General features: G+C 51.3%; 27 protein-coding genes and 1 pseudogene. 4 read left to right on the forward strand and 24 right to left on the reverse strand.

Annotated elements, in window-relative coordinates; translation table 11 throughout:
- Positions 1-33: 33 nt before the first annotated feature.
- The 13 genes and pseudogenes from ACH6EH_RS11515 to ACH6EH_RS11575 all read right to left on the reverse strand — a co-directional run.
- Positions 34-984, reverse strand: a pseudogene (locus tag ACH6EH_RS11515) (iron-containing alcohol dehydrogenase); the annotation flags it as partial.
- 337 nt (positions 985-1,321) lie between these two features.
- Positions 1,322-1,768, reverse strand: a complete 447-nt coding sequence (locus ACH6EH_RS11520; RefSeq protein ID WP_397332415.1) for a hypothetical protein — start codon at positions 1,766-1,768, stop codon at positions 1,322-1,324.
- A 62-nt stretch (positions 1,769-1,830) separates the two neighbouring features.
- Entirely contained in the window at positions 1,831-2,064 is a 234-nt protein-coding gene (locus ACH6EH_RS11525) for a hypothetical protein (RefSeq protein ID WP_397332416.1), read from the reverse strand.
- Positions 2,065-2,385: 321 nt separating this feature from the next.
- Positions 2,386-3,294: an AbiTii domain-containing protein gene (locus ACH6EH_RS11530; RefSeq protein ID WP_397332417.1), complete on the reverse strand. Its 909-nt coding sequence runs from the start codon at positions 3,292-3,294 to the stop codon at positions 2,386-2,388.
- Between the two features lie 643 nt (positions 3,295-3,937).
- Positions 3,938-4,339: a hypothetical protein gene (locus ACH6EH_RS11535; RefSeq protein WP_397332418.1), complete on the reverse strand. Its 402-nt coding sequence runs from the start codon at positions 4,337-4,339 to the stop codon at positions 3,938-3,940.
- A gap of 8 nt (positions 4,340-4,347) precedes the next feature.
- Positions 4,348-5,133, reverse strand: a complete 786-nt coding sequence (locus ACH6EH_RS11540) for a YecA family protein (protein WP_397332419.1) — start codon at positions 5,131-5,133, stop codon at positions 4,348-4,350.
- Positions 5,134-5,193: 60 nt separating this feature from the next.
- Positions 5,194-5,349, reverse strand: a complete 156-nt coding sequence (locus ACH6EH_RS11545) for a hypothetical protein (RefSeq protein ID WP_397332420.1) — start codon at positions 5,347-5,349, stop codon at positions 5,194-5,196.
- Positions 5,350-5,726: 377 nt separating this feature from the next.
- Positions 5,727-5,855: a hypothetical protein gene (locus tag ACH6EH_RS11550; RefSeq protein ID WP_397332421.1), complete on the reverse strand. Its 129-nt coding sequence runs from the start codon at positions 5,853-5,855 to the stop codon at positions 5,727-5,729.
- A gap of 72 nt (positions 5,856-5,927) precedes the next feature.
- Positions 5,928-7,499, reverse strand: a complete 1,572-nt coding sequence (gene rlmD, locus ACH6EH_RS11555; RefSeq protein WP_397332422.1) for a 23S rRNA (uracil(1939)-C(5))-methyltransferase RlmD — start codon at positions 7,497-7,499, stop codon at positions 5,928-5,930.
- Between the two features lie 633 nt (positions 7,500-8,132).
- Positions 8,133-8,315, reverse strand: coding sequence for a hypothetical protein (locus tag ACH6EH_RS11560; protein WP_397332423.1), 183 nt, complete (start codon positions 8,313-8,315; stop codon positions 8,133-8,135).
- Between the two features lie 42 nt (positions 8,316-8,357).
- Positions 8,358-9,239, reverse strand: a complete 882-nt coding sequence (locus ACH6EH_RS11565; RefSeq protein ID WP_138224592.1) for a diacylglycerol kinase — start codon at positions 9,237-9,239, stop codon at positions 8,358-8,360.
- 19 nt (positions 9,240-9,258) lie between these two features.
- Positions 9,259-10,023: a sirohydrochlorin chelatase gene (locus ACH6EH_RS11570; RefSeq protein WP_397332424.1), complete on the reverse strand. Its 765-nt coding sequence runs from the start codon at positions 10,021-10,023 to the stop codon at positions 9,259-9,261.
- On the reverse strand, positions 10,023-10,313 hold the full coding sequence (locus ACH6EH_RS11575; protein WP_397332425.1) for a YerC/YecD family TrpR-related protein: 291 nt from the start codon (positions 10,311-10,313) through the stop codon (positions 10,023-10,025). Before ACH6EH_RS11575 ends, ACH6EH_RS11570 begins: the two co-directional genes overlap by 1 nt.
- A gap of 311 nt (positions 10,314-10,624) precedes the next feature.
- Between ACH6EH_RS11575 and ACH6EH_RS11580 the strand changes: the two genes are divergently transcribed.
- Entirely contained in the window at positions 10,625-11,185 is a 561-nt protein-coding gene (locus ACH6EH_RS11580; RefSeq protein WP_208204411.1) for a hypothetical protein, read from the forward strand.
- Between the two features lie 212 nt (positions 11,186-11,397).
- On the opposite strand, the gene ACH6EH_RS11585 is transcribed toward ACH6EH_RS11580, so the two are convergent.
- The 5 genes from ACH6EH_RS11585 to ACH6EH_RS11605 form a co-directional block, all read right to left on the reverse strand.
- Positions 11,398-11,772 carry a YrhK family protein gene (locus ACH6EH_RS11585; protein ID WP_138224588.1) on the reverse strand — a complete coding sequence of 125 codons (375 nt, stop codon included), beginning with the start codon at positions 11,770-11,772 and terminating at the stop codon, positions 11,398-11,400.
- Positions 11,773-11,853: 81 nt separating this feature from the next.
- On the reverse strand, positions 11,854-12,810 hold the full coding sequence (gene corA / locus ACH6EH_RS11590) for a magnesium/cobalt transporter CorA (RefSeq protein WP_138224587.1): 957 nt from the start codon (positions 12,808-12,810) through the stop codon (positions 11,854-11,856).
- An 82-nt stretch (positions 12,811-12,892) separates the two neighbouring features.
- The gene (locus ACH6EH_RS11595) at positions 12,893-13,882 is read right to left on the reverse strand and encodes an inorganic phosphate transporter (RefSeq protein WP_397332426.1); all 990 of its coding nucleotides are present in this window, start codon (positions 13,880-13,882) and stop codon (positions 12,893-12,895) included.
- A gap of 16 nt (positions 13,883-13,898) precedes the next feature.
- Positions 13,899-14,513, reverse strand: a complete 615-nt coding sequence (locus tag ACH6EH_RS11600; RefSeq protein WP_397332428.1) for a DUF47 domain-containing protein — start codon at positions 14,511-14,513, stop codon at positions 13,899-13,901.
- Between the two features lie 162 nt (positions 14,514-14,675).
- On the reverse strand, positions 14,676-15,779 hold the full coding sequence (locus ACH6EH_RS11605) for a DUF3048 domain-containing protein (RefSeq protein WP_397332429.1): 1,104 nt from the start codon (positions 15,777-15,779) through the stop codon (positions 14,676-14,678).
- A gap of 283 nt (positions 15,780-16,062) precedes the next feature.
- On the opposite strand from ACH6EH_RS11605, the gene ACH6EH_RS11610 reads away from it, so the two are divergent.
- Positions 16,063-16,602 carry a DoxX family protein gene (locus ACH6EH_RS11610; protein ID WP_397332430.1) on the forward strand — a complete coding sequence of 180 codons (540 nt, stop codon included), beginning with the start codon at positions 16,063-16,065 and terminating at the stop codon, positions 16,600-16,602.
- A gap of 95 nt (positions 16,603-16,697) precedes the next feature.
- Here ACH6EH_RS11610 and ACH6EH_RS11615 read toward each other — a convergent pair whose 3' ends face one another.
- The 3 genes from ACH6EH_RS11615 to ilvA all read right to left on the reverse strand — a co-directional run bounded on the left by ACH6EH_RS11615 (position 16,698) and on the right by ilvA (position 19,387).
- On the reverse strand, positions 16,698-17,525 hold the full coding sequence (locus ACH6EH_RS11615) for an alpha/beta hydrolase family protein (RefSeq protein WP_397332431.1): 828 nt from the start codon (positions 17,523-17,525) through the stop codon (positions 16,698-16,700).
- Between the two features lie 147 nt (positions 17,526-17,672).
- Complete coding sequence (locus ACH6EH_RS11620; RefSeq protein WP_397332432.1) at positions 17,673-17,954, reverse strand: hypothetical protein; 282 nt, start codon at positions 17,952-17,954, stop codon at positions 17,673-17,675.
- 164 nt (positions 17,955-18,118) lie between these two features.
- Complete coding sequence (gene ilvA / locus ACH6EH_RS11625) at positions 18,119-19,387, reverse strand: threonine ammonia-lyase IlvA (RefSeq protein ID WP_208204415.1); 1,269 nt, start codon at positions 19,385-19,387, stop codon at positions 18,119-18,121.
- Between the two features lie 261 nt (positions 19,388-19,648).
- Between ilvA and ACH6EH_RS11630 the strand changes: the two genes are divergently transcribed.
- On the forward strand, positions 19,649-20,155 hold the full coding sequence (locus ACH6EH_RS11630) for a DUF3231 family protein (protein WP_397332456.1): 507 nt from the start codon (positions 19,649-19,651) through the stop codon (positions 20,153-20,155).
- A gap of 51 nt (positions 20,156-20,206) precedes the next feature.
- Here the strand turns inward: ACH6EH_RS11630 and ACH6EH_RS11635 are convergent, their stop codons facing one another.
- Together ACH6EH_RS11635 and ACH6EH_RS11640 are read right to left on the reverse strand one after the other, a co-directional pair.
- Positions 20,207-20,818 carry an alpha/beta hydrolase gene (locus ACH6EH_RS11635; protein ID WP_138224579.1) on the reverse strand — a complete coding sequence of 204 codons (612 nt, stop codon included), beginning with the start codon at positions 20,816-20,818 and terminating at the stop codon, positions 20,207-20,209.
- 1 nt (position 20,819) lies between these two features.
- Positions 20,820-21,764, reverse strand: a complete 945-nt coding sequence (locus ACH6EH_RS11640) for a ring-cleaving dioxygenase (RefSeq protein ID WP_397332433.1) — start codon at positions 21,762-21,764, stop codon at positions 20,820-20,822.
- A 558-nt stretch (positions 21,765-22,322) separates the two neighbouring features.
- Between ACH6EH_RS11640 and ACH6EH_RS11645 the strand changes: the two genes are divergently transcribed.
- The gene (locus ACH6EH_RS11645) at positions 22,323-24,458 is read left to right on the forward strand and encodes an alpha-amylase family glycosyl hydrolase (RefSeq protein WP_397332434.1); all 2,136 of its coding nucleotides are present in this window, start codon (positions 22,323-22,325) and stop codon (positions 24,456-24,458) included.
- A gap of 133 nt (positions 24,459-24,591) precedes the next feature.
- On the opposite strand, the gene ACH6EH_RS11650 is transcribed toward ACH6EH_RS11645, so the two are convergent.
- Entirely contained in the window at positions 24,592-25,050 is a 459-nt protein-coding gene (locus ACH6EH_RS11650) for a hypothetical protein (RefSeq protein ID WP_397332435.1), read from the reverse strand.
- Positions 25,051-25,093: the final 43 nt, after the last annotated feature.

The following is a 25,093-nucleotide window of genomic DNA, read 5'->3' on the forward strand; positions in this document are numbered from 1 at the left end:
GATGATCGGCAGCCATAGTCAGAATTGCTAGAGTTAGAATTTACCGTAGAAGGCATTCCGGTAAACGTTCGCCAGTTCCGTCACAAGGGGCATACGAGGGTTCGCCGTTGTGCATTGGTCCTCGAAAGCCCGGTCGGCGAGGTAATCGACGCGCGCTTCGAAATCGGCCGGATCGAAACCTAGATCTTGGAATTTCTCCGGAATGCCAAGCGACTGGTTCAGCTTGCGCACCGCCTCGATCAGGCTGTTCACGCCCTCTTCCGTCGTCTTCGCCGGCAGCCCCAGCATGCGGGCTATCTCCGCGTAGCGCTCATCTGCAATGAAGTGGTCATACTTCGGGAACGAGGCGAACTTGGTTGGCTTCTGCGCATTATAACGGATGACGTGCGGCATTAGTATCGCGTTCGTCCGGCCATGCGCCGTATGGTATTGGCCGCCCCACTTATGCGCCAAGCTATGGTTGATGCCGAGGAATGCATTCGCAAAAGCCATCCCGGCGATCGTGGAAGCATTATGCATTTTCTCGCGAGCGATCGGATCTGCAGAATGGTACGACTTCTCTAGATTTTGGAACACCAAGCGAATGGCATGAAGCGCTAGACCGTCCGTGTAGTCGTTTGCCATAACCGAGACATAGGCCTCGATGGCGTGTGTGAGCACGTCCATCCCGGTATCCGCTACCGCTGTCTTCGGTAAGCTATAGACGAACTCCGGATCGATAATCGCTACGTCCGGCGTCAGCTCGTAATCTGCCAGCGGATATTTGGTATGCCCTTCCTTCTTGTCGGTAATGACCGCGAACGAAGTCACTTCCGAGCCTGTGCCCGACGTGGTCGGAATGGCCACGAATTGGGCCTTGTCCCCCAGACGCGGGTACTTGTAGACACGCTTGCGGATATCCAGGAACTTCTGTTTGAGCGAATGAAAGCTCGTATCGGGATATTCGTAGAAGAGCCACATCGCCTTCGCCGCATCCATCGACGAAACCGGAGAGACCGTTGTCCCTCAGATCGTTGTAAAGCTGCTCTTTTAGCTGTATTGGGGGAGGAAGAATCATGATCACATGGCAAAAATACGATCCAACAGACAGAAGTATTGAGAGTCACGTCCCGCATCTTGTAAAAAATGGACACACCACATATCCGCAGCATGGGAAGCGGAAGAACAGATATACGGATTAGGCAAAGTAGGTCTCTATGTAAAGGCACTCTGTGACGTTGTAGGAACGCCAAGGGACGGAACAAGGCTATACACTGACGAAGATTGGAGACTGATTCACGCAATCCGTTAATCCTTTCTCTGGAATCCACGAAGAATTCACCTAAAGGCAACCAGCCAGTACCAGTGCTTTATCGTTATACCGGAGTTTCGGTTCTTCGTTGTAATCGGCCAGCATCACTTGGAAGGAAGTTGCCCTTATCAACGTTCCAAAGGAGGAAGAAGCAAAGTGAGCAACGGACTCTAGATCCACTTCCTCGTCACGCTCGTAGGTTGCTCTCAATCGATCGTCATAATCGGGACCCATCAAGAACACGACTACTTCAGGTGCTAATGCTTTGATCTCCATTGGTAAAACATTGTATTCTCTCTGGAGTAGGCTTTCAATTGATTGAGGCTGTCTTTTGTTCGCATAATCAAACCGAACTAACTCCGTATGTAAGAAACCATCGTCACCATCATCAGGTGATATTACCTGAAACAGCCTACGCATCCCTTTCCAAAACGAGGTATGATCAAATTTTCGATGATAACGTAAGTCCTCATACATTCATTGTAAATAATCAACGACGTTGTCCCGCCGTACCTCTTCATCTTGGCTTCTAAATGCGTCTAAGGTTGTTTTGAATGAATCCAACCGTTCGTCTCTTGACCTACAAACAGCACTTTTCTTTTGGCCTTTCTATACGCAGGCAATGCTTTTACTTGAAATGGATTAGATAAATGCACTAAATCCTGATTATCCAATTGATTGATTGCCGAAATCAAACGATTCCAACATTCGTAATATGCCGCTCTTAAATGAAACTCCTGGTCAGACTCTACCTGATATCTACTAATACTCAAACAATGTCCCCTCCACTCAACTTTGGTCCATTTCATTAAATAATAGCGATTCATCATCAAAGAGTGATGAGGTTTGTATGCTAATTTATCCCGAAAAGACACGTTTTTACCATAAACCGCTCTGTTGTAATTTACTGAATACAAACCCCTGTCATTCTCACAGAACCCAAGGAGGGACAGGGTTAATTGATAAAAGGAAAAAGCCGAACAAATTCAGGATCAAATGTCTGAATTCTGTTCGGCTTGAATTCATATTCAAATTGTCTATTTCTAAATATCCTTCAGCTATCATACTTGTTTAATTATGATTTTAAAGAAAATTCATCCACCAAGCATTGGTAGAATTAACTTAATTTTTTCTTGAATAGCAGTAGCTAAAAGACTGCCAGTAGTCCCTTCCGCTATATTCCTTATTGATTTTAAAGTCTCGCCAATTATCCCCTTTTTCGGATTTGGAGACTTGGCTTGAATCTCAAGAATTTCGATTTCAGACATTAACTCTTCTTTTATTTTAGTCTCTTTTACTTCTTCAGAAAAACTTTTCAATTCACTAATTAGTGTTTTCAGATCTTCTTTTTTAAGTTCACCTACATTAAGTGCCTGTGTCGAGTTGCTTGTGTTTTGTTGCATTTGTGAGTTGGTCATGTTTCCAATTATATTGATTATAGGAGTTGTACTATTAACTGCTTTCTCCTTTTCACGATCAGTAAAAGTCATGCCTTCTCCAAACACTCCTTCTTCCTCTAATTTTAGTGTCCATTCCAGAATAATGTTTCTAACTCGTTCAATTATTTTCTGAAACTGCGACGTAGGAATATGCAGTGATACTTCTAATGGATACTCCATCATTTTCATCAAACTTTGCTGTACATTAGCAGGGAACTTGTACATCAGTATTCCATCTTTTTTGTCTCCTTGTTTTATCAAGGTTTCAATTTCTGTTATAGGTTGTAAAATATTTCGTTTGGAAATCATTTCAGACATTTCATGTTGGAAATACGCTGGGATATAACCGTGATAGGGATTTAAAGCTTTAGTCTCCCCATGAACTATTCGATAATCTGGTAAATCTTCTACGCTTTTGTATCCATTCAACTCCAAGTTGACCCAACTCACAAATTCATTAACTCTTAACTTTTTTGATAATGTATACGCCTTCCTAAGTAAAATTGAAACAGAAGTATCATGTTGATATGCTTCACGCTGTAACTCCAAAACAATTGATTCCATGACAACCTCCCTTAATGGTTTTCCAGCTGAAACGTAATTACATTATCCTTTTTTGTACCTTCTTCTATTTTCTATGATTGTTTAGATTCCGTCCAGTTTAACTACAAAAATATACCAACTAATTTATATGGCTTTTCTTACACCTTTTCCGAAAAGGCATGTTTTCGGAATAAATAGAAGGGTACAAATAAAAAGAGCTGATCTCACGACTAACTCTCCCTTGATGCTAAACGTCACGTTCTCTGAGTTCAAACCGTCTGCACTCACCTGGAGAGACAGCAGTCCATACGATTAATCACATTTTCAAACTGACCATTGGCTTTAAAGTAAATCAGGATGTTGATGGCTTTCAGACGATCAATCCCCTGCTCTTCCAGTTGATGTTCAACCGTGTTTTGATCAAATGGTCAGAGAATGCCAAACGAATAAGGCAAGGGCTACGACCGAGAAAATCGGGGCCAAAAAGCATAAAGGGCAGGGGAAAAGACAGGTGAAACGAATAATCGAAGGAAAACCAGATTTATCAAGGGGATTCGGGTCTGGTGACCTTTTCAAGGCAGAGAAAAAACCGAGGGAAAACAGGAGTGGATCCCTGAATTTCGCTCGGCTCGTAACATGACTAATTAGGCTTTAGTACGACTGTTTAGGCTTTGAGATGACTTTGTTTGTGTTCTACAACATCCTCATAATGGATTTTTGCCCATGAAATAAAGTCTAATAGTTGCATTTCTAAGGAGATATTTTTGACTAAGTGGTACTCTTCCAGACTTATAAATTCGCCATGGGAAATCCTATTGCGTATTGGATATATCTCCATCATTTTCTCATAAACATTTATTCTTGAATCAGAGATATACGGAATATCATTGACTTTAATATAATCACAGATTTCTTTCCACATTCGTCTCTTTATAATTGATTCACCATTGTGTTGGGAAATTATCATTCTAAATTCTTGTTCGATTATTCCCGTCAAATAATTCACAAGCCCAGTATAAGAAACCTTATCCTGTGGTGCTGACTCCATTTTTTTCTCTTGATACAAAGCTGTAGCTAAAGACTTTTAGACTCTTCCGACAATCCATGAAGCTTATGTACAAAGCTCTCGTACTCATGTTCAAACTCATCAAGAGGTATCCATTCAATATGGATGTATTGTTCCGTCTTCAGTGAAGCCTCATTTAGAACATATAACTTAGGTTCATATGTAACATTCCAACTTTCCAGCTTATTACCTGATCCTACATAAACTGTTATGCTCTCTATTATCTTATTCTCTGGGATTCCTACTTTTATTATGTTATAACACAACTCAGTTAATACAAGCATAGCTCCGTAATCCATTGTTTCAACGTCAGAAAGCAACATGAATTCAGCTAAGTTTGATTCCATAAGTTGTTTCAAAAGGGTTCTTTCTTGTAACGACAGCTTTTCCCCCTTTCTAATCAACTCCCTGAGTCGAGGAACTTGAAGTCCAATTTGATGGTCAGATAATCCCTTTATCTCATATATTTCTTTCCATACTGTTATAAACTTATTTTCTGGTTCTTCAGCCAATTCAACCAAATCGCTACATATTGTTTCTATTACACCATCTTTTTTATGTTGTCTCCGAAGGTAAATAAACACTTGCTCTAATTGGGCAAGGCATAATTCTCTAATTCCTTTTGCTGAATCATGGGATGGAACTGCTGGATTAGCCACATTAACCTTCAAAGCCGCTTCTCTCAGACTTGTTATTGGAGTGTCCAATACGTCCTGCTCTTTATTCATACAGCACTTCTTATATTTTTTCCCAGACCCACAGGGGCATGGTTCATTTCTTCCATACATTGACATTAATATAACCACCTTCATAATTATACGGCCTTTTAAGGTCGTGTTATTTAAAGTACAGGTTTAAAAATAATCCCCACGGTGCTCGTCACTTTCATCCCAATACATCTCAGGATCATATTCCCGATCTTCGTCTTCCCATACTTCTCGTTCAAAAAAGTCCTCTTCTTCAAATGGAGCATTATCAAATGGATCGTCATAATCATCATATATAGACATAAAACTCCTCCTCGGAACTATCTGAAAACTATAATTGAAACTTCTCTCGCTCAGAACCTTTTGGTTTCTACGCATTAGTCCTGATGTTACTTTAACAATCCAGTTTGCTTACTGTTAGTACCTAAGTTAAACGCTTATTCTAAAATTATAAAGCAAGTAGGTTATTCATACCATTTTTATTTCATAGCGAGCCAATAAAATACTCAATTGCTTGTCACCTTAAATGACTAATCTCTTGATCAAGATACTTCCCTACTCCCTGTCCCAAAAAAGAGAAAATCAATTTTTTTCCCTACTATGTTCAGAATAAATAAACCCTTGATAAAAAACAGCCCTCAAACCCGCATTCCACCGTTGCCCTCATAAATAAACTCGTGCTACAAAACAGTTCTTTTCTCAATTTTTGACCCAACTTTTTCTGTCACGACGTTATTAAAATCTGAATAATGTCTTGATACAAAAACAGGGGAAAGGCTTGATGGATCTGGTTTTTGCCAGTTCTCCATTCATCCTCTCCCCTATTTATCACGTCTTTATTCAATTTTTAGCACAGGTTTATTATGAATAGCACGGAATTATTAGTTTCTTACAACCTTACGTACTAACAGTGAGCAACACTCCACATGCACCGTATGCGGAAACATATCCACCGGCTGCACCTCCACCGTGCGATAGCCGCCGTCCTCCAAGATCCGCAAATCTCTCGCCAGGGTGCTTGGGTTGCAGCTCACATACACCACCCGCTCCGGCCGCATTTCCAGGATCGTATCCAGCAGGCGCGGATCGCAGCCCTTGCGCGGGGGATCGACGACGATGACGTCTGCTTCGATGCCCTGCTCTTTCCAGGCCGGAATGACGTCCTCAGAAGCACCCACCTCAAATTGTACGTGGTGCATATGGTTTAACGCCGCGTTAGCGCGTGCGTCCTCGATGGCTTCCTTCACGATCTCTACGCCGTATACCTGCTTGGCATGCTGCGCGAGAAACAGGGAGATCGTACCGATGCCGCAATAGGCATCAATGACGGTCTCGTTGCCGGTCAAGCCGGCGTACTCTACCGTTTTTCCATATAAAATCTCCGTCTGCACCGGATTCACCTGGTAAAAAGATCGCGCCGATATGGCAAACTTCACATCTCCAATGTAGTCGTAAATGACCTCTCGACCCCACAACACAGAAGTCACTTCTCCAAAAATTACATTCGTTCGCCGCGTGTTCACATTGTGACAGATGCTGACCACTGCCGGCAGCTCTTGACGAATCGCTGCAATCCATTTCTCCCGCTGTGGAATGGAATTCCCGTTCGTCACAAGAACAATCATCATCTCTCCGGTTGAAAAACCAATCTTCACCACCACATGACGCAGCAGCCCCTGTCCGGTTTCCTCATCGTAGGCGGTGATGCCCAGCTTGCGGCCGATATCCTTGACGCGCTGCACCACCTTGTCATTCTCCTCGTGCTGAATCAGGCAGGCTTCCATATCAACAATCCGGTGTGAGCCGCGGGCATAAAAGCCTCCAACCAGCCCGCCATCCGTCACTCCAATCGGAACCTGAGATTTATTGCGATACCGCCAAGGCTCACTCATGCCAAGTGCTGGCTTCACAATAATGCCTTTACGCTGCTCGTCACGAGCTTCACGCGCTGCGGCCATGTCTGCGCCGTATGCCACTTGCTTATGCGCTCCATCTCCTGCAAGGGTTTCACTCTGCTCCCTCAGCGCGCCATCCAGCCGACCGCCTTCCACCGTCAGCTTCCCGATCCGCTCCAGGTTGTCCACCACCAGCTGCCGCTTCCACTGCAGCTGCGCTGCATAGTCCAGATGCTGCAGCTGGCAGCCGCCGCATTGATCATAGATGGGGCACGGTGCCGAGGTACGGTCCGGACTGGCCTCGACCAGCTCCAGCAGCTTGGCGTAGCCGTATTGCTTCTTCGTCTTGAGCACCTTCACGCGGACCTTTTCCCCCGGCAGCGCACCCTGCACAAAAAGAGTATAGCCTTCGGCTCGTCCAACCCCCTCCCCATCGTGATTCATGCCGATGATGTCGATGACGGTCTCATCATTTTTGGCTACCGGCAGATTCAGAAGCTCGGGAGAGGGCTTGCTGTCCTTAGAGCTGCGGCGATGACCGCTGCGATTCTTGTTCATAGCTTGCTGTTCACTTCTTTCCGTTCAACTTGGTTCACTTCTATATAAAATAGGTATCCACGATACCTCTAACATCTATACAATGTACCTGTAAAAATATATCTCACTCACGCCTCCACCCGGCGCCCTTACACATCATTCCATCCAAGCGCACGCTAGCAGATCTGCCAAAAGCACTCCCCGTCAGCACAGCTTACAGAAGCCTAATGGCCTTTCCTTAGCACCAAAGCCCCAAGCTGCTAACTCCCAAGGACCCTTCCCCAACCAGTGGTCTCCAAGATCCTGCCTTTAACAACCTATGCCAGCCCGCACCCCTTCACTGCCCAGCCTTCACTGCCCAGCCCAGTGTGCCTCGGGGATCTCCCCGGCACACCGGCCAAGTCCCTACCCCCCACCACCGCTTGCAGGGAGCTTTCCCGCCAGCATAGCTTACAAGGGGTCTCCTCCGTCAGCATAGTTTGCAAGAGGTCTTCTCCGCCAGCTTAACTTTCAAGAGGCCTCCTCCGCCAGCTTAACCTTACAAGAGGGGCTTTTCCCAGCAGCGCCAGCGGAGGGGCTGGAGTGGGAATGGAGAAGCGAAGCGCTCGCCTTTGCCGTTGAAAATGTACCGCTGCAAGGCCCAATTCTACATTTTCAACGGCAACAGCGATCGGAAGGCCCATCCAGCACTGTAGCGTCTTTTGCTGCCATCTCCCAAGGCCCATCCAGCACCGTAGCGTCTTTCGCTGCCATCTCCCAAGGCCCATCCAGCACCGTAGCGTCCTTCGCTGCCATCTCCCAAGGCCCTCTCAGCACCGAAGCGTCCTTCGCTGCCACCTCCAAGCCCTCCCAGCACAAAGGCCCCCAATCGGGAGCCCCTCAAGCAAAAATCCGCAGGTGCTGCGGCAGGATACGGAACGTGCCCGGCAGTACACCGCCGAACTCGCCGTCCAGATTCAGCTGTACCGGGCCGGGGGAGTAGACCTCCATATAATCGGTCCGGAAATGAATGACCTTCTTGTCGTGCACATGCTCCCCGCGCAGGGCGAGGGAAACCACGCGGACGAACTCCGCGAGGTTGCATTTGCGCAGCGCAATGACGTCGAGCAGGCCATCGTCGATGCTCGCGCCGGGCGCGAGCTTCTCGAAGCCGCCGACCGAGTTGCTGTTGGCCATAAGGAACACCATGAATTCATCATGGATTTCCGGCTGGCCGTCCGCGCGGATAATGAGCTCCTGCGGCGCCAGGCTGACCATTTTCTCCAGCCCCTTCAAATAATACGCCAGCTGACCGATCATGGTCTTGAGCTTGCTGGGCACCTCGTAGGTCAGCTCCGTCAGCGTACCGCCCCCGGCAATATTAATGAAGCAGCGGTCATTGGCCACGCCGACATCGATCGGACGGGTCACATCCCGGATCACGAGATCGCAATAGTCCTCCCAATTCTTCGAGATGCCAAGCGCACGGGCAAAATCATTCGTCGTTCCCAGAGGAAACACGCCCAGCGGAGGAAGGTGGTCCTTCCCCGCCATTCCGTTAACGACCTCATTGAGGGTGCCGTCACCGCCGGCTGCAATGATCAGGTCATAACCCCGCTCCACAGCCTCTGCTGCCGACCGGGTCGCATCTCCCTCGCCTGTGGTTGCATGGCAGGAGGTTTCGATCCCAGCACTGTCCAGACGCTGCAGCACATCTGCCAGGCGGCGCTTCATTTCCTCCCGTCCGGAGGTCGGATTATAGATCAAACGTGCTCTTCTCATCACCAAACGCCACCTGTATCTATAATTTCAAAGATTTCAATAGGCGCTCCACCTGCTTCAGCATCCACTCGGCAAGACGCGGGTGCGGCAGCAGCGGTTCACCGGAATAACGGCAGGGAAGTCCCTCCAGCCGCTGCGGAATGACATGGTCGGTAAAATACCCCTTACTTAAAAAAAGCGGAGACACGATCACCTCGTACCCTCGCTTTTGCCACGCTTCAGCCTTCTCCCGCACATCCCCGGGATTGAGCAGCGCCCAATCTGTCGCAAGACCGCTGACCTCGGTCACCCGCTTCGCCAGAGAAGCCGCAATCTTCTCCCAGCGCCGCCAGAACAGCTCATGCGGACTGCCATGGCCCACCATCAGAATAATTTCTTCCGCGGGATTCACGGAAAGGGAACGCACCTTATCCCACACCATAGCCGCGGTATCCGCACCATCATCGAACGGGTCCCCGAAATGAACCCGGGCCTGCACCCGGAAAGGGTCCAGATCGGTTTCCATATCTGGCTCCGGCTTCGCGCCAATCGCATAGGCGATCTCGTCCACATGCGTGCTGCCGGAGGAAATGAACAACGGAATAACCAGCATGTCCGTGACACCCTGGCCCTCCAGCAAATCAATCCCGTCCTGTATGAGCTTCCCGTCTACGAGCTCCAGATAAGAGGCACTCACCGGCAGATGGCAGCGCTCCGCCATCGCGGTCACCGCCTCCTCCACCAGCGCTACCCAGGACGGCTCCCGGGAACCGTGGCTGATCACTAAAACTCCCGGCTTCATCATTAGCGCCCCAAGCGCTCCAAAGTCATTTTATACCCGTCATTGCCATAGTTTAAACACCGCTTCACCCGGGATATCGTCGCCGTGCTGGCGCCCGTCTCAGCTTCAATCTGGTTGTATGTCGAACCTTTGCCCAGCATCCGGGCCACTTCCAGGCGCTGCGATAAGGATTGGATCTCGTTCACGGTGCACAGGTCGTCAAAGAACACGTAGCATTCCTCTACACTTTTCAAGGTAAGAATAGCTTCGAATAATTGATCGATGCTTTTATCATCTAATTTTTTTAATTGCACTGGATCATCCCCTACAGTTACTTGTACGCCATTTTATTGTACCTGAGCAGGCCCCGTCTTTTCAAGCGTTAACGGTTTCACGCGCTGAAGAGCTGCCCTTGAACCCTTCTCCAGAGCAGGAAAAATGAACCATTCATTTTTTTGTCAACAGGCCTTGGCGGTCTCTTCCACAGGCCTGCAGCTCCTACGCCCGTTCCTGGGCAGGCGCCTGTTTAGCGCCATTCAAGCAGCAATCAGGGCATCCGCCCAGTACATTAGCCCGCCTAGCTCATACAGTGTACTAAACCAACCACAAAGGAAAGTGATAAAGCATGTCAGGACATCAGCATTATTATCATCATCCCAGAAACGCTTCCTCCCGCTCCTTGAATGAGTCCCTGCCAGCGTCATCCTATCCCGGTGTTGAAGCCCAGGCCTATCCTGATTACTCCGCTGACGCGGGAACGTCTGCCTACTATCCGTATTCGGTTCCGGCCCAGCCTTCTATAGCGCCGATGGAGCCCATGTCCAGCCTTCCGGCCGTGACCACGCCTCAGCCTGCTGCCGAGACCGGCAGCAGCAGCGGATTAGCCGGACTGCTTGGAGGACTGAATCTCAGCAACCTGGATCTCAAAGGCATGATCGAGCGGATGGGAGGCGTCGAGGGACTTGTTGCCAACATTGGCAAGGTCCAGAAGGTAATGCAGAGCGTACAGCAGCTCGCGCCTATGATGGCTGTATTTTCGAACCTCCTCAGCAAAAAAGGGTCCGACAGCGATGCCGTCAGCCCCGGGGGCTACGACACCGAGTATGTACCGCGCAGACGCCGCACCCGCCGCCGCAAGAAAACAGGCAGCCGCCGCAAAGGCACCGGCAAACGCAAGCGCTCCTAGACTAGATTTCATGCTATTCACCTTGGCCCCGTGAACCGGCTGCCTGAGTGCTCAGCACAGCTTCAAGCAGCCGGTTCCTGCCGAGGCCGAGATGACGAGGGAAAAGGCAGGGCTGTCGTCAGCCTCTGAATCGCGATCACCCCTGCGTAAGCATACGGTCTACATTTAATGCTATAATGCTGCCTCCACCGCATGATCCCAATATGCACTCTTTACCGGCTCCAGCCCGCTCCATTCGGAGCTCCCTCATCATGCCCCTTCTGCTGCAGCTCCTTCAGCCGGAACCAATAGGAGACGCGCAGCCCGGATCTGAGCAGCATCATAATGCTGCCGACCAGATAGAGCACGACGGGAATATCGGTGTCGGTGTAGAACATACTGATGCTGCCGGCAATGAAGAAGAACCCTGTCACGATTTCACTGAGCACCATACCGGTTTCGTAGCGATTGGTTACAGTAATCCTTCTTTTGCGCCGGGCCGCCTCGGCCAATCTTCGTTTCATTCGCGCCCGCATGGGCGGTATATGATGAGCGTCAGCTGAATGAGAGCCTGCACCCCTCGGGTTCAGCTTGTTGTCTTGCTGCATGATCATCCCTCCTACTCCTGCTTACCCCTGACAGAAGCACTGAACCGGATTTTCTGCAATTGCTCGATGTGTCGAAGCCTTTTACTTGAACCAGCCCCGGCGCAGAAACCAGAGCACCATGCTGCCGCCGAGCAGCAGCATAAGCAGCAGCACCGCGGCGTATCCGAATGGCCAGTCCAGCTCCGGCATTTTTTCAAAGTTCATCCCGTAAATGCCTGCAATCAGCGTCAGCGGCATAAAGATTGTCGTGATCACCGTGAGGGTCTTCATAATATTATTCATCCGGTTGGAGTTGAGCGATATATAGCTGTCCCGCAGATCTGACGTCATTTCGCGGTCGGCCTCAATCATGTCGGTAAGCTTCAGCAGATGATCGTACACGTCCAGAAAATACGCCTGATGGCCATGGCGCTGGACATGCTGGGAATTCACCACCCGGTACAGCAGGTCCCGCATCGGAACGATGGTGCGCCTGAGCTTCAGCAGCTTGGAACGAAGCTGGAACACCTGCTGCATCAGGCTCTCCAGCGATTCCTCCGCACTCTGGCTCTCAATGTCCGCCAGCTCATCCTCAATCGCAAACAGGCTGGGAAAATACTGATCCACCAGCTTGTCCATCACCGTATAGGCGGCAAAGGTCGTGCCGTTCTCGGTAATTTTTCCTTTTTGCGCCTGGTCACAAACGCGCTTCCAGGCTTCCTCCACCTCCGGCAGCGGAGACATATGAAACGACACGAGCAGGGTAGACGACAGGAAGAAATCGACCTCCATCGCCTCCAGCGTCACCGGATCCAGTCCATGCAGTACGAGAAACTGCACCTTTCCATAGTAATCCAGCTTGGGCCGCTGGATCATGTGCAGACAGTCCTCCACCGCGAGCGGATGGAACTGGAAATAACTCTCCAGCAGCGCCGACTCCTCCGGCACCGGTGCAACGAAATCCACCCACACCCAGGCGTAATCCTCGATATTCAGCGCCTCCAGAGGCAGTCCGATCACCGCCTGGTGATCCCGCGTTACCGCTAATGTACGAATCATCTCTACTTCCCCTTCCCCGGCATGAAAAAAGCCAATCCTCTGATTGGCTTCATCCTGTTCACTCTTGTTCACTCTTGGATTTCTAAAATAACAGCTTTACGAGCAATCCGGACAGCAGCGCTGTAATCGGAATCGTAATAAACCACGTGATTACGATCCGTCCTGCGAGGGACCACTTGACGGCAGAGAACCGTTTCGCCGAGCCTACCCCCAAAATCGCCGAGGTAATCGCATGGGTAGTGCTGATCGGCAAATGCAGCAGCGTCGCGCCAAAGATCACCGAGGCCCCGGTGAAATCCGCGGCGAAGCCGTTGATCGGCTCGATTTTGAATATTTTGGTACCCATCGTCTTGATAATCTTCCAGCCGCCAACCGAGGTGCCGAGCGCCATCGCCGTTGCCGCCGACAGCTTCACCCAGAACGGAACCTCCATCTCCTGCAGCCTATCTGAGGCCACCAGCGCAAATGTAATAATGCCCATCGCCTTCTGCGCATCGTTCGTCCCGTGCGTAAACGACTGCAGGGCGGCGGTGAAGATCTGCATACTCCGAAAGCCCTTGTTCACTGTATGCGGACTGCGCTTGGCGAAGATCACCTTCAGCAGCTGCATGATCAGGTAGCCGCCGATAAAGGCGATCAGGGGAGAAAGAATCAGGGCGAGAATAATGTCCCGGAAGCCGCCGTAATTAAGTGCATCACTGCCCGCCCCTGCGAAGACACCGCCGGCCAGGGCGCCGATCAGCGCATGAGAGGACGAGGACGGAATTCCGAACCACCAGGTGACCAGGTTCCAGATGATGGCGGCAATCAGGGTGGCGATCACAATCTGAATTCCGTTGTCGAGCGTGGCCGGATCTGCCACCTTGCCGCCAATCGTCTTGGCGACCCCCGTGAACATCATCGCCCCGACGAAGTTCATGGAGGCCGCAAGCAGAATAGCCGTCCGCGGCTTCAGCGCGCGGGTCGATACCGAGGTAGCAATCGCATTCGCGGTATCGTGAAATCCATTAATAAAGTCAAAGGCCAGAGCCAGGAATACAACCAGGCCCAGCACGAGCATACTAGTTTCCATGATCAGAAAGAACTCCTTATGAATTGCGCATAATGATAGATTCCAGCTTGTTCGCCACGTCCTCGCAATGATCCGTGGTCGTCTCCAGCCGTTCGTAGATCTCCTTGCGCTTGATCAGCTCAATGGGATCGGTAACGGTAGCAAACAGCTCCTTGGTGCAGATGCGCAGCAGCTCATCACCCTGGTTCTCCAGGTCGTTCAGACGGATCGTAAACTCCCGGATCGCCAGCAGCTTTTTCTGGGAAAGGAGGTGTACTGCCTTTTGAATCTCATAAGCACACTGCCGCAAAATTTCCGCGAATTGAATAATATACTCATCGGGCTGTCCCAAATTGTACATATAAAAACGGGAGGCGGTAGACTCTAGACCGTCCATGACATCATCCAGCGTCGTTGCCAGATCCATAATATCGTCGCGGTCGATCGGTGTAATGAAGGTTTGATTCAGCCCGGTAATGATGGTATGGGTGTAGGAATCGCATTGAGATTCATACTGCTTCATCTGGTTAGCGAATGCCAGCACATCCTGCAGATCATTAACGTGATGCGAGAAATAATCTGCAGCCTGCACTACGGTGTCGGCCATATTCTCCAAGTTCTGGAGGAATATATCCTTTTTCTTTGTTCTCATACTTGCAGCTCCTTTATGAAAAATAACCCTGAATATCTTATCACATCTCCATAGTCCTGTGTATGCAAAATCATGGTATTGAAGCGTAACTATTTACATATGTTCTGACATTATGTTTAGCTCATTTTTATATGCGGTTTACACGCCTTTTCATGCCCTTCATCAAGGATTGGAAATGGTCACATGGCTTGCAAACGAAGGGGAGCTCGGGACAATATTGAAATAGGTCGTACCCGGGTAAAAAGGAACCTCCTTGCCGTCCTTGAGGAAGCGGATCACGTCCCCTTGTTTGCGGCTCCACTCTCCCTTAATCACCTTGCCCTTGCGGAACAGCATCGCCTCTCCGCCCTGCTCCAGGTTTACAGCCAGGCGGCCCACCTCGTCCAGCACTTTATGCTCGGCACTCAGTACGACAACATTGGCAGCCTCCAGCACGGCATTGTTGTTCTTGTCAATATGCGGCTGATTGTTGATGGAGCGCTTATACGTTCCGGTCTCCTCATCATACGTATAGCCTACATTATAGCTGCCCAGCAAAAAGGTCAGATCCACGCGGATGGCCGGCTCTCCTTCAGCGTCATCCGCCGGGGCGGCTGCATCCAGAAAGTCATACTCCGGTACCTCGCTCTCCTGTGGATAGCTGTGCTTCAAGACGGCTTCTCTTAACTGTTCTTCGCTCGTATACAGATTATGCGGAGCCTTCCGGTCGGTGGTACGCCAAAAATAGGCGCCCGCGCTTCCGATTTCATCGAGATCCTGCTTCTTCTGCCTTTGAATGATGGCGTAGGCCTCCGGACTTCCGCCGGCATGCACCAGCACCCCGTCATAGCTCTCGCCGATATCGATCAGGTAAGGCCGGATGCTGCGTACCGGCCCAATCTTCTCAATGCCTGTCTGGCTCTGATAGATTGCAATCAGCCGCGTTATCCCTCCCTCCGCCAGCACCTCATACACAAGATCTGCCTGGCTGAGGCCGGACTGGGGCCGGGCCGCCGGGGCATTGTTCATCATGACTGCAAGCGGACGGCGATTCGACGGCTGCTCCAGGCCTTGTCCCGTCAGCGGCGCAGTGAAGGCGCTGTTTGCTTCCGGCTGCTCCTCCGCAGCGGGCGGCGTCTCTACCGGCTGTTCCACCGCGGGCGGCTGGACCGGCTCCTTCACCGGCGGGCTCTCTGTCGCCTGATCGCCGCTGCAGGCGCTCAGCATAAAGGTTGCGGTAATCCCTAGCAGCATAGTAGTCACTTTACCTTTACTTGAATGCTTCATGTACGTTTCCCCCTATATCCAAGGCCACTCCCGATGGCCTGACAGTAACCGTTCTCATACCCATTTAATCACAAAATACCGGAATTGTCTGTTCCTTCCCGGCAGGTCAAAGAAAGTCAATCCGCAGCTGTAACGGGACGCTCCAGGTTCAATCATTCAAGCCGTTATTTCTTCAGTGCTTGTGATCTATGTCACAGCTCTAGTGATTTTTTTCACTTATAATAAAGACATGAAAGAGAGCAGCACCTGATCCGCGAATAATCCAATACAAGGAGTGGTTCATATGTTTAATCAATGGCTGAGAGAAAACAAGATTGCAATGTGGATGCTGACGATCATCCGGGTTTACATCGGATATCAGTGGCTGACGGCAGGCTGGCACAAGCTGGTGGGCGGATTTAATGCACAAGGCTTCCTGCAAGGGGCCATCGGCAAGGCTGCCGGCGACCACCCGGCGGTTCAGAGCTGGTGGGCGGCCTTTCTGGAGCACGGGGCAATGCCTGCAGTCAAATTCTTTAACATCCTGATCCCGCTCGGTGAATTTCTAGTCGGTCTCGGACTGATCCTTGGCACTTTCACCACCTTCGCGGCACTAATGGGACTGGTGATGAATGCCGCGTTCCTGTTATCGGGCACGGTGAGCACCAATGTGCAGATGCTGCTGATGGAAGTGCTGATCATGGTCGCTGCAGCGAACGCCGGCAAGATCGGGCTTGACCGCTTCCTGCTCCCTTACCTGCGCGGCTTGTTCCGCAGAGGCGGGAAGCAGCAGCCCGGAGACGGCATCCACTTTTTTAAGAAGCAGCCGGGACGTACCGGCTAGAGAGAGAACAAAATACAGCAATCCGGACCCCAAGCGGAGTCCGGATTGCTTCTTTTATCGTATACGGCTCCGCTGAAGATGAGCTGGCATTCGCTTTAGATGCTCCAGTGCTGCCAATCCTGCTGGATCTGCTCCAGCTCGTTCAGCCACTCCCGCGTTCGCTTCAGAAGCTGGGCACGGGGTTCTCCGGCAGAATACGTATGATCTGCCTGGAATATGATCTCTTTGTCGCACCGCCCCACAGGACGGGTCCAGAAGACCTTTTGGAACAGGAAGGCGTAGTCTACTGGAATCACCTCATCCGACGTGCCATGAATAACGAGCACATCGCCCCCGAACTTCACAGCCTCCTGAAACGGCTGGCCCGCCGCCAGCGATTCGAAGAAGCCCGGGGTCAGGTCATAACCCAAATAGTCGGCTGCGCCCTTTTGCACGGAGGTATCATATACCTTGCGCCCGGTGATATTTACAATGTCATGAAACGGATAGCCGACCGCTGACCACAGTATCAGATTTTTTACGCGGCTGTCACGCACCGCTGTCTGCAAGGCCACCGCACCTCCAAGGCTGTGTCCAATCAGCGTAATGCGGGCAGGATCTACATCAGTAATGCTTGCGCCGTAATCGAGCACCGCCCGGGTCTGCGAAATCATCGACTCCAGCCCTTGAGCGCCGTAGCTGCCTGTGCTCTCTCCGCAGCCAATATAGTCAAAGCGGATAACCATATAGCCATCCTCCGCCAGCTCCCGGGCTGCCTTTACGAACAGGCGGTCCACCCCAATCCGGCTGCCCACAAAGCCATGGCAGATGATCGCCAGCGGCACCCGCCGGCAATCCTTGCGTACGTCCTCCTGCTGTACCGGGTAATGTATGCTTGCTGTCAGCTCTTCCTCACCATGTCGAATTGCAAATTGCCGCTCCATAACCATGCCTCCCCCTATTGACCACCTATATATGGATAATTCCGATAAGTTTAATATGAATTAATTAAAATTATCTTAGCATCCCTTTTAAACAGGTGTCAATGTCTAACAAGGAATCTTTAGGCTGCGGCAGGTCACCGGTGAAGCTTACTCGTAGCTGCGCTTGAACATGGAGTGGGTCTCGGCTCTCCCGTTCCACTGGTGGATCCACTCGCTCTCCTGTGCCGAGCCTGTCCACAAATCTGCCGCCATGCTTCTCTCCGGTGTCCCGACCTGGTTCGGCTCAGCGTCATGGGCTCCCTCTGCTGTTCCTGACGCCATACCTTTTCCAGAGGTCTGCTGTGTCGCTCTCGCCTGTTCCGCCCCGCGCGGCTCTAATGCTTCATCCTCCCGCAAAGGCTTCTGTACATTAAATTCATCATCGAACATGCTGATCTTCCTTTCGTGGATCGTAATGTGGGAATATCTTCAGGTTAGTGTTAAAAAGAACCGGGGAAATTATTCACTGTCCCCAACCGCACGAAAAAAACCTCAGACGCCATACAAGCTTGAGATCGACTTGTATGGCGCCTGAGGGGCTAGCTGCGCCGTGCTTAAATCAACAGGTTGAACAGATTCATATTCTTGTTCAGCTCGGTATACTCCAGACCCTTGCGATTCATCCGCTCAATGAGCGGCGTATAATCCTCCGGGTGCAGCAGCTCAATGCCGACAAGAGCCGGACCGTCTTCCTTGTTATGCTTTTTCGTATATTCGAACCTCGCAATATCATCATCCGGGCCCAGCACATCCTCCAGAAACTCCCGCAGAGCTCCGGCGCGCTGCGGGAAGTTAATCATGAAGTAATGCTTGAGGCCTTCATAGATGAGGGAGCGCTCCTTGATTTCCTGCATCCGGTCAATGTCATTGTTGCCGCCGCTGATGATACAGACGACATTTTTGCCGCGAATGTGTTCCCCGTACAGATCCAGCGCCGCTACGGGCAGTGCGCCGGCCGGCTCGGCTACGATCGCCTGCTCATTATAGAGGCTCAGAATGGTCGTGCATGCCTTCCCTTCCGGCACCATCACAATATCGTCCAGCTGACGGCTGCAAATATCATACGTCAGATGTCCGACCCGCTTGACGGCTGCGCCATCCACAAACTTGTCGATTTCCTGAAGCGTGACGACCTGGCCCTGCAGCTTGGCCTCACTCATGGAAGCGGCCCCGAGCGGCTCTACGCCGATCAGCTTCGTGTGAGGACTGACCGTTTTGACATAGGTAGAGACTCCAGCTGCCAATCCGCCGCCGCCAATCGTAACAAACATATAATCTGCCGGCACGTCCAGCTCCTCCATAATCTCCATCCCGATCGTTCCATTACCGGCTACGATCCGCGGCTCGTCAAAAGGGTGGATAAACGACATGCCCTGCTCCTGGCACATCTTGATTGCTTCCTCGTACGCATCATCGAACGTATCGCCGATTAACAGCACCTCAACACTGCTGCCTCCGAACCGCTTCACCTGCTTCACCTTCTGCTTCGGGGTGGTGCTCGGCATATATATTTTACCCTTGATATGAAGGACGTTACAGGAAAAAGCGACACCCTGCGCATGGTTCCCTGCACTCGCGCACACGATGCCGGCCGCACGCTCCTCCTCACTCAGGCTGCGAATCATATTGTAGGCGCCCCGGATTTTGAAGGAACGCACGACCTGCAAATCCTCCCGCTTCAGATACACATTGCAGTCATACCGCGCTGACAGCACCGCATCCCGCTGCAGCGGGGTGCGCACGATCACCTCGCGCAGCACGTGGTGTGCCCTTACGATATCCTCCATACCGACCGCTCTGGCCGTCGTATTGGCTTCATCCATTATCACATTCCACTCCACTCTATACACCCGGGCCCCAAAGGCCTGTGCGCCTTCGGGGTGCCCTGTCTGTTTAGTTTACTGTCCTTTATTGTACCACTTTTGGCCGTCCTCCCGGGTGCTTTTCATCAAAATTACACACCTCCACAGCACACCGCAGGAAGATGCCAGCAGGACCCGCACATGATTGAGGCTTGCCGAGGCTATACTAGGGCTCGGGAACAGATCAACCACATCATAACGATGAAGGAGCTAATGAAAACTATGGGCATTCTGGACGGTAATCCGAAGGACGAGCCGATGCACTACGGCGAGGTATATGGCGTGTGGATGGCCTCCATGGGCGCAAAGGGGATGATCTCCTGCTATCAGGCCTACATGAATCATGCCGGCGATAAAGAGCTCAAGCATTTACTGAGCGAGATGCTGGAGATGGCCCGCCTGGAATCCAAAGAGCTGGATGAGCTGCTGACAGAGCATGGCATCGTCCCGCCACCGGCGCTGCCGGAGAGACCGGAGGTGCACTGGGAAGACATCCCTGCAGGCGCGCGCTTCAGCGATCCGGAGACGGCCGCCAAGCTGGCAGTGGACTGCGCCGCCGGTCTTGCAGCCTGCAGTATGGCTATGGGACAATCGATCCGCGAGGATATTGCAGCTCTGTTCGCTAAATACCATACAAAAAAAGCCGCGCTCGGCCTTAAAGTGCTGCGCATGAATAAAGAGAAGGGCTGGCTGATTCCGCCGCCGCTTCACATTCAACGTTCAGAATAGAAGCAAGCAGGGCCTCCCTCAATGTAGTTCCGAGGGAGGCCCTGCTTCTATTTACAGCTTATTATGCAGCCATGCCGCCGCTGCGTCCACCTCGGTCCGGCTCAGCTGATGCCCGCCCGGCTCCCAGTGGAGGTGCACGTCCGCGCCGGCTCCAGACAGCAGACCCTGCAGCTCCTCACTTTCCTCCGGCGTGCACAAGGGATCTCGCTTGCCGGCCGCTATGAACACCGGCACGCCGGACAAGTCCGGGAGTGCGATACCCCGCCGCGGAACCATCGGATGGTGAAGCATGGCGCCTGCCAGCGCATCGCCATAGTGAAACATTAAGCTTGCAGCGATGTTCGCCCCGTTGGAGTAGCCTGCCGCAACAACCTTGCTGCGCTGAAATCCATACTGCTCTGCTGCTGCATCAAGGAAGGCGTTCAGCTCACTCGTACGGCGGATGAGGTCCTCCTCATCGAATACTCCTTCCGACAATCGCCGGAAGAAGCGAGGCATTCCGTTCTCCAGCACATTGCCCCTTACGCTCAGCACGCCAGCACCGCTGTGAAGGAGGTCTGCGAGTGGCAGTAAATCCTGCTCATTACCGCCGGTGCCATGCAGCAGCAGCAAGATCGGCGCTTCTGGCGATGTGCCTTCCTTATAAATGTGATGATGCTCCATCTCACGCACCTCCTTTCAGTACACGCACCTCTACTGGAGTAAGGCCGCGCTCAATCTCTTGACGGTGAGGCTCATACCATTCCGGCAGCATGAGGCGCTCACCCAGGGTTTCTTCCGGCTCATCCTTCGCAAATCCCGGAGGGTCGGTCGCAATCTCGAACAGGATGCCGCCCGGCTCGCGGAAGTAGACCGCATTGAAATACTGACGATCCACGACCGGTGTCGGGTGAAGCCGCTGTTCTTCCGCCTCACGGCGGAACTGCTCCTGCTGTGCATCATCGGCTGCGCGCCAGGCAATATGGTGCACCGTTCCCGCTCCCCCCCGGCCCCACTCCATCTCGTTCCTGTTCATATCGATGATCTGGCCTCGGGCCCCGGCTGCCTGATACCGCACCCAGCCCCCGGACTCCTCTACCTGCTGGAGACCCAGCGGTCCCTGCAGCACCTCCGCCGTGCGCTGGGGCTTCATGCTAAACAGTACCGCTCCCGCAAAGCCCTTGATAGCCTCCTTCACCCCGATCCCGTCGAAGGTCCAGCGGCTATCCTCGCCTGACTTGCGCTCCGTAAGCTCCAGCAGCAGGCCCGACGGATCATGGAAGCGAATGTACACTTCTCCGAAGCGGGTCGTTTCCTCATAGGCAATCCCAAATTGCTCCAGCCGGGATTTCCAGAATTCCAGTGCTCCTGAGGGCACTGCAAAGACCGTAATTCCGACCTGTCCTCCGCCAATACTTCCCCGGCGCGCGCCCTCTTGCGGGAAGAAGGTCATAATCGTTCCGGGGCTTCCCGTTTCATTCCCGAAATAAAAATGATAGACCTGAGGTGCATCAAAGTTAATGGTCTTCTTCACCAGTCGAAGCCCCAAGACACCCGCATAAAAATCCACATTGCCCTGCGGATCCTGCACAAAAGATGTAATATGGTGAATTCCCGATGTTCTAGGCATGCTGCTTCTCCTCCTCAGAGCTAAATATATTTTCAGTGTAGTTATGCTTAATTTATATATCTTAATATTAAGATATTAACGAGATATTTGTCAATCCCATGAGGGATTCTTCGCCAATGGACCAGAAGAATATATAAGAGGCCTGTCTTAGGACAGGCCTCCTTCTAGTTCTATATCTCTATACACGTACGTGTTCCCCCGTAACAAGACCCATTATAACAGAGCGCTGAGATGCTGTCAGCTGATATTTTGGAACTATTCACAAAAAAATCTTCAGTAAATTAGACAGACCTACAGTTTCTTGACTATAAAATGATTGACAATGTATACGCTTACTTATAAAATAAACTCACACACATTCATAACTAGGTTAATTTGAGGGCCCTGCTTTCAGATCCATTTCAGGTGATGAAACAACCCCGGTATCTCTTCCCGAGACGCCGGGGTTGTTTGTGGTCCATTTTTAAGGAGGTGAGGCAGCGACGCTTGTTTGAGCAACCGATTGCACCAGGAGAACTCCTGGAATTTTGAAGATCAAAGAGGAGGCTTTTTAAGAAAATGAAGAGATGGACTCGGTTTACCGCTGCCTTTACACTGTCGCTCTCTCTGGCCTTGAGTGTCATTACACCGGCTCAGGCTGCACCAGACACCTCGGTGACGAACAAGCAGAATTTCAGCACCGACGTGATTTATCAGATTTTTACCGATCGCTTCTCGGACGGCAATGCAGCTAACAACCCATCCGGATCGGCATATAGCGCAAACTGCTCCAACCTCCGGCTCTATTGCGGGGGAGACTGGCAAGGGATCATTAACAAGATTAATGATGGCTACCTGACCGGCATGGGCATTACCGCGATCTGGATTTCGCAGCCGGTGGAGAACATTTACAGTGTCATCAACTACTCCGGAGTGAACAATACCGCTTACCATGGCTACTGGGCCCGTGATTTCAAGAAGGCGAACCCTTACTACGGCACCATGACCGAATTCAGCAACCTGATCTCGGCCGCGCATGCCAAGAATATTAAGGTCATTATCGACTTTGCACCGAACCATACTTCACCTGCCTCATCCGATCAGCCTTCCTTTGCCGAGAATGGCAAGCTCTACAACAACGGCACTCTGCTGGGAGGCTACACCAACGATACGCAAAATCTGTTCCATCATAACGGCGGCACCAACTTCTCCTCCACGGAGGACGGGATCTACCGCAATCTGTATGATCTCGCGGACCTGAACCATAACAACAGCACGGTGGACAAGTATCTGAAGGATGCGATCAAGATGTGGCTGGATCTTGGCATCGACGGAATCCGTGTCGACGCGGTCAAGCATATGCCGTTTGGCTGGCAGAAGAGCTTTATGGCTACTATTAACAACTATAAGCCGGTCTTCACCTTCGGCGAATGGTTCCTCGGCACCAATGAAGTCAGCGCGGAGAATCACCAATTTGCCAATGAGATCGGCATGAGCCTGCTGGATTTCCGCTTCGCGCAGAAGACGCGGCAGGTGTTCCGTGACGGTACGGATAACATGTACGGCCTGAAGGCCATGCTGGAGGGCACGGCAGTGGACTACGCCCAGGTGGATGATCAGGTCACGTTCATTGACAATCATGATATGGAGCGCTTCCAAACCGGTAGCAACCGAAAGCTGGAGCAGGCGCTGGCCTTTACCCTGACCTCACGCGGCGTACCCGCCATCTATTATGGAACGGAGCAATATATGGCCGGCGGGAATGACCCGAACAACCGGGCCCGCATCCCTTCCTTCTCCACGACCACAACGGCATACAATGTCATCAAAAAGCTGGCACCGCTGCGGAAATCAAACCCAGCCATTGCCTACGGCTCCACCCAGGAGCGCTGGATTAACAATGACGTCATCGTCTATGAGCGCAAATTCGGCTCCAGCACGGCTGTCATTGCGATCAATCGTAACCTGAACACCTCCGCCTCCATCAGCGGAATGGTCACCTCGCTTCCGGCGGGTACGTATAGTGACGCGCTGGGCGGCTTGCTGGGCGGCGGCTCGATTACTGCCGGCGGCAGCGGCACGGTCAATGCCTTCACTCTGGCTGCAGGCGCAGTGGCAGTATGGGAGAAGACCTCTGCCCAATCCACTCCGGTGGTTGGACATGTCGGACCGATGATGGCCAAAGCCGGCACCACCATCACCATTGATGGCCGCGGCTTCGGCGCAGTCAAAGGAACTGTGTACTTCGGCACCACAGCTGTCACTGGAAGTGCCATTACATCCTGGGAGGATACCCAGATCAAAGTGAAGATTCCAGCTGTCACGCCGGGTAAATATAATGTCCGCATCGGGAATGCAGGAGCCGTTCAGAGTAATGTGTACGATAATTTTGAAGTACTGACCGGAGATCAGGTCACCGTCCGCTTCATTGTTAACAACGCGACCACAACGCTCGGCCAAAATGTATACCTTGCCGGCAGCGTCAGTGAGCTGGGCAACTGGGATCCGGCGAAAGCGATCGGACCACTGTACAACAAGGTCATCACCCAGTATCCGACCTGGTACTATGATGTCAGCGTACCGGCCGGTGCAACGATCAGCTACAAATTCCTGAAGAAAAACGGCTCTACGGCTACGTGGGAAGGGGGCAGCAACCGTACATTTACCGCTCCAGCCTCCGGCACGGCAACCGTCAACGTCAACTGGCAGCCATGATGAGATGAGCATCAGCTAGGCTCTAGCTCCGGCAATGAATAGTCTCTAATACAGCCAGCCCCCTGGGGTGCAAACCGGTGAAGCCATCCACCGATTCGCCCCGAGGGGGCTGGTCTTTTGTGTGTGTATATATTTATGAGGCTGGTGCAACATTCGTGGGAAGAATTAAGATTTTCCATTCACCTTGTTCGTCCTTTACGACCGGTAAGGTAATCTTAAATGCTCCATTCGTTTGATTCTTAACAGCCAATTGAACATCGTATTGTTCCTGAAACTTCTTGCTGTACAAGCTTGATTTCCCGGAATCTCCTTCTGATATACCTTCTACGTTTATGCTGTAGATGATATCCTCTTTAGCCGCAGCTTCGTAACCAATCCTTTGACTTTCAGCATCTTCGTAGCGAGTGTCAATCACTAGCTCCATAGCCGATTCAATATCTCCAGATTGAATTGCTTCAAAATATGTTTCGAAGATATTTTGAACCTCCTTTTCTTCCGGCAGCGAAGCTTTGCTTGTGGTATTGAAGTAGAAAAAAGACGCAGCAGCAACAAACAAAGTTATAACGGATATGACATAACCTTTCTTTTTCATGCTTTTCCCCCTTCTTATTTTGTAATTTATTGTATTTTAACAC

The organism is Paenibacillus sp. JSM ZJ436 (assembly GCF_044383795.1).
Classification (GTDB): Bacteria; Bacillota; Bacilli; order Paenibacillales; family Paenibacillaceae; genus Paenibacillus_AQ; species Paenibacillus_AQ algicola.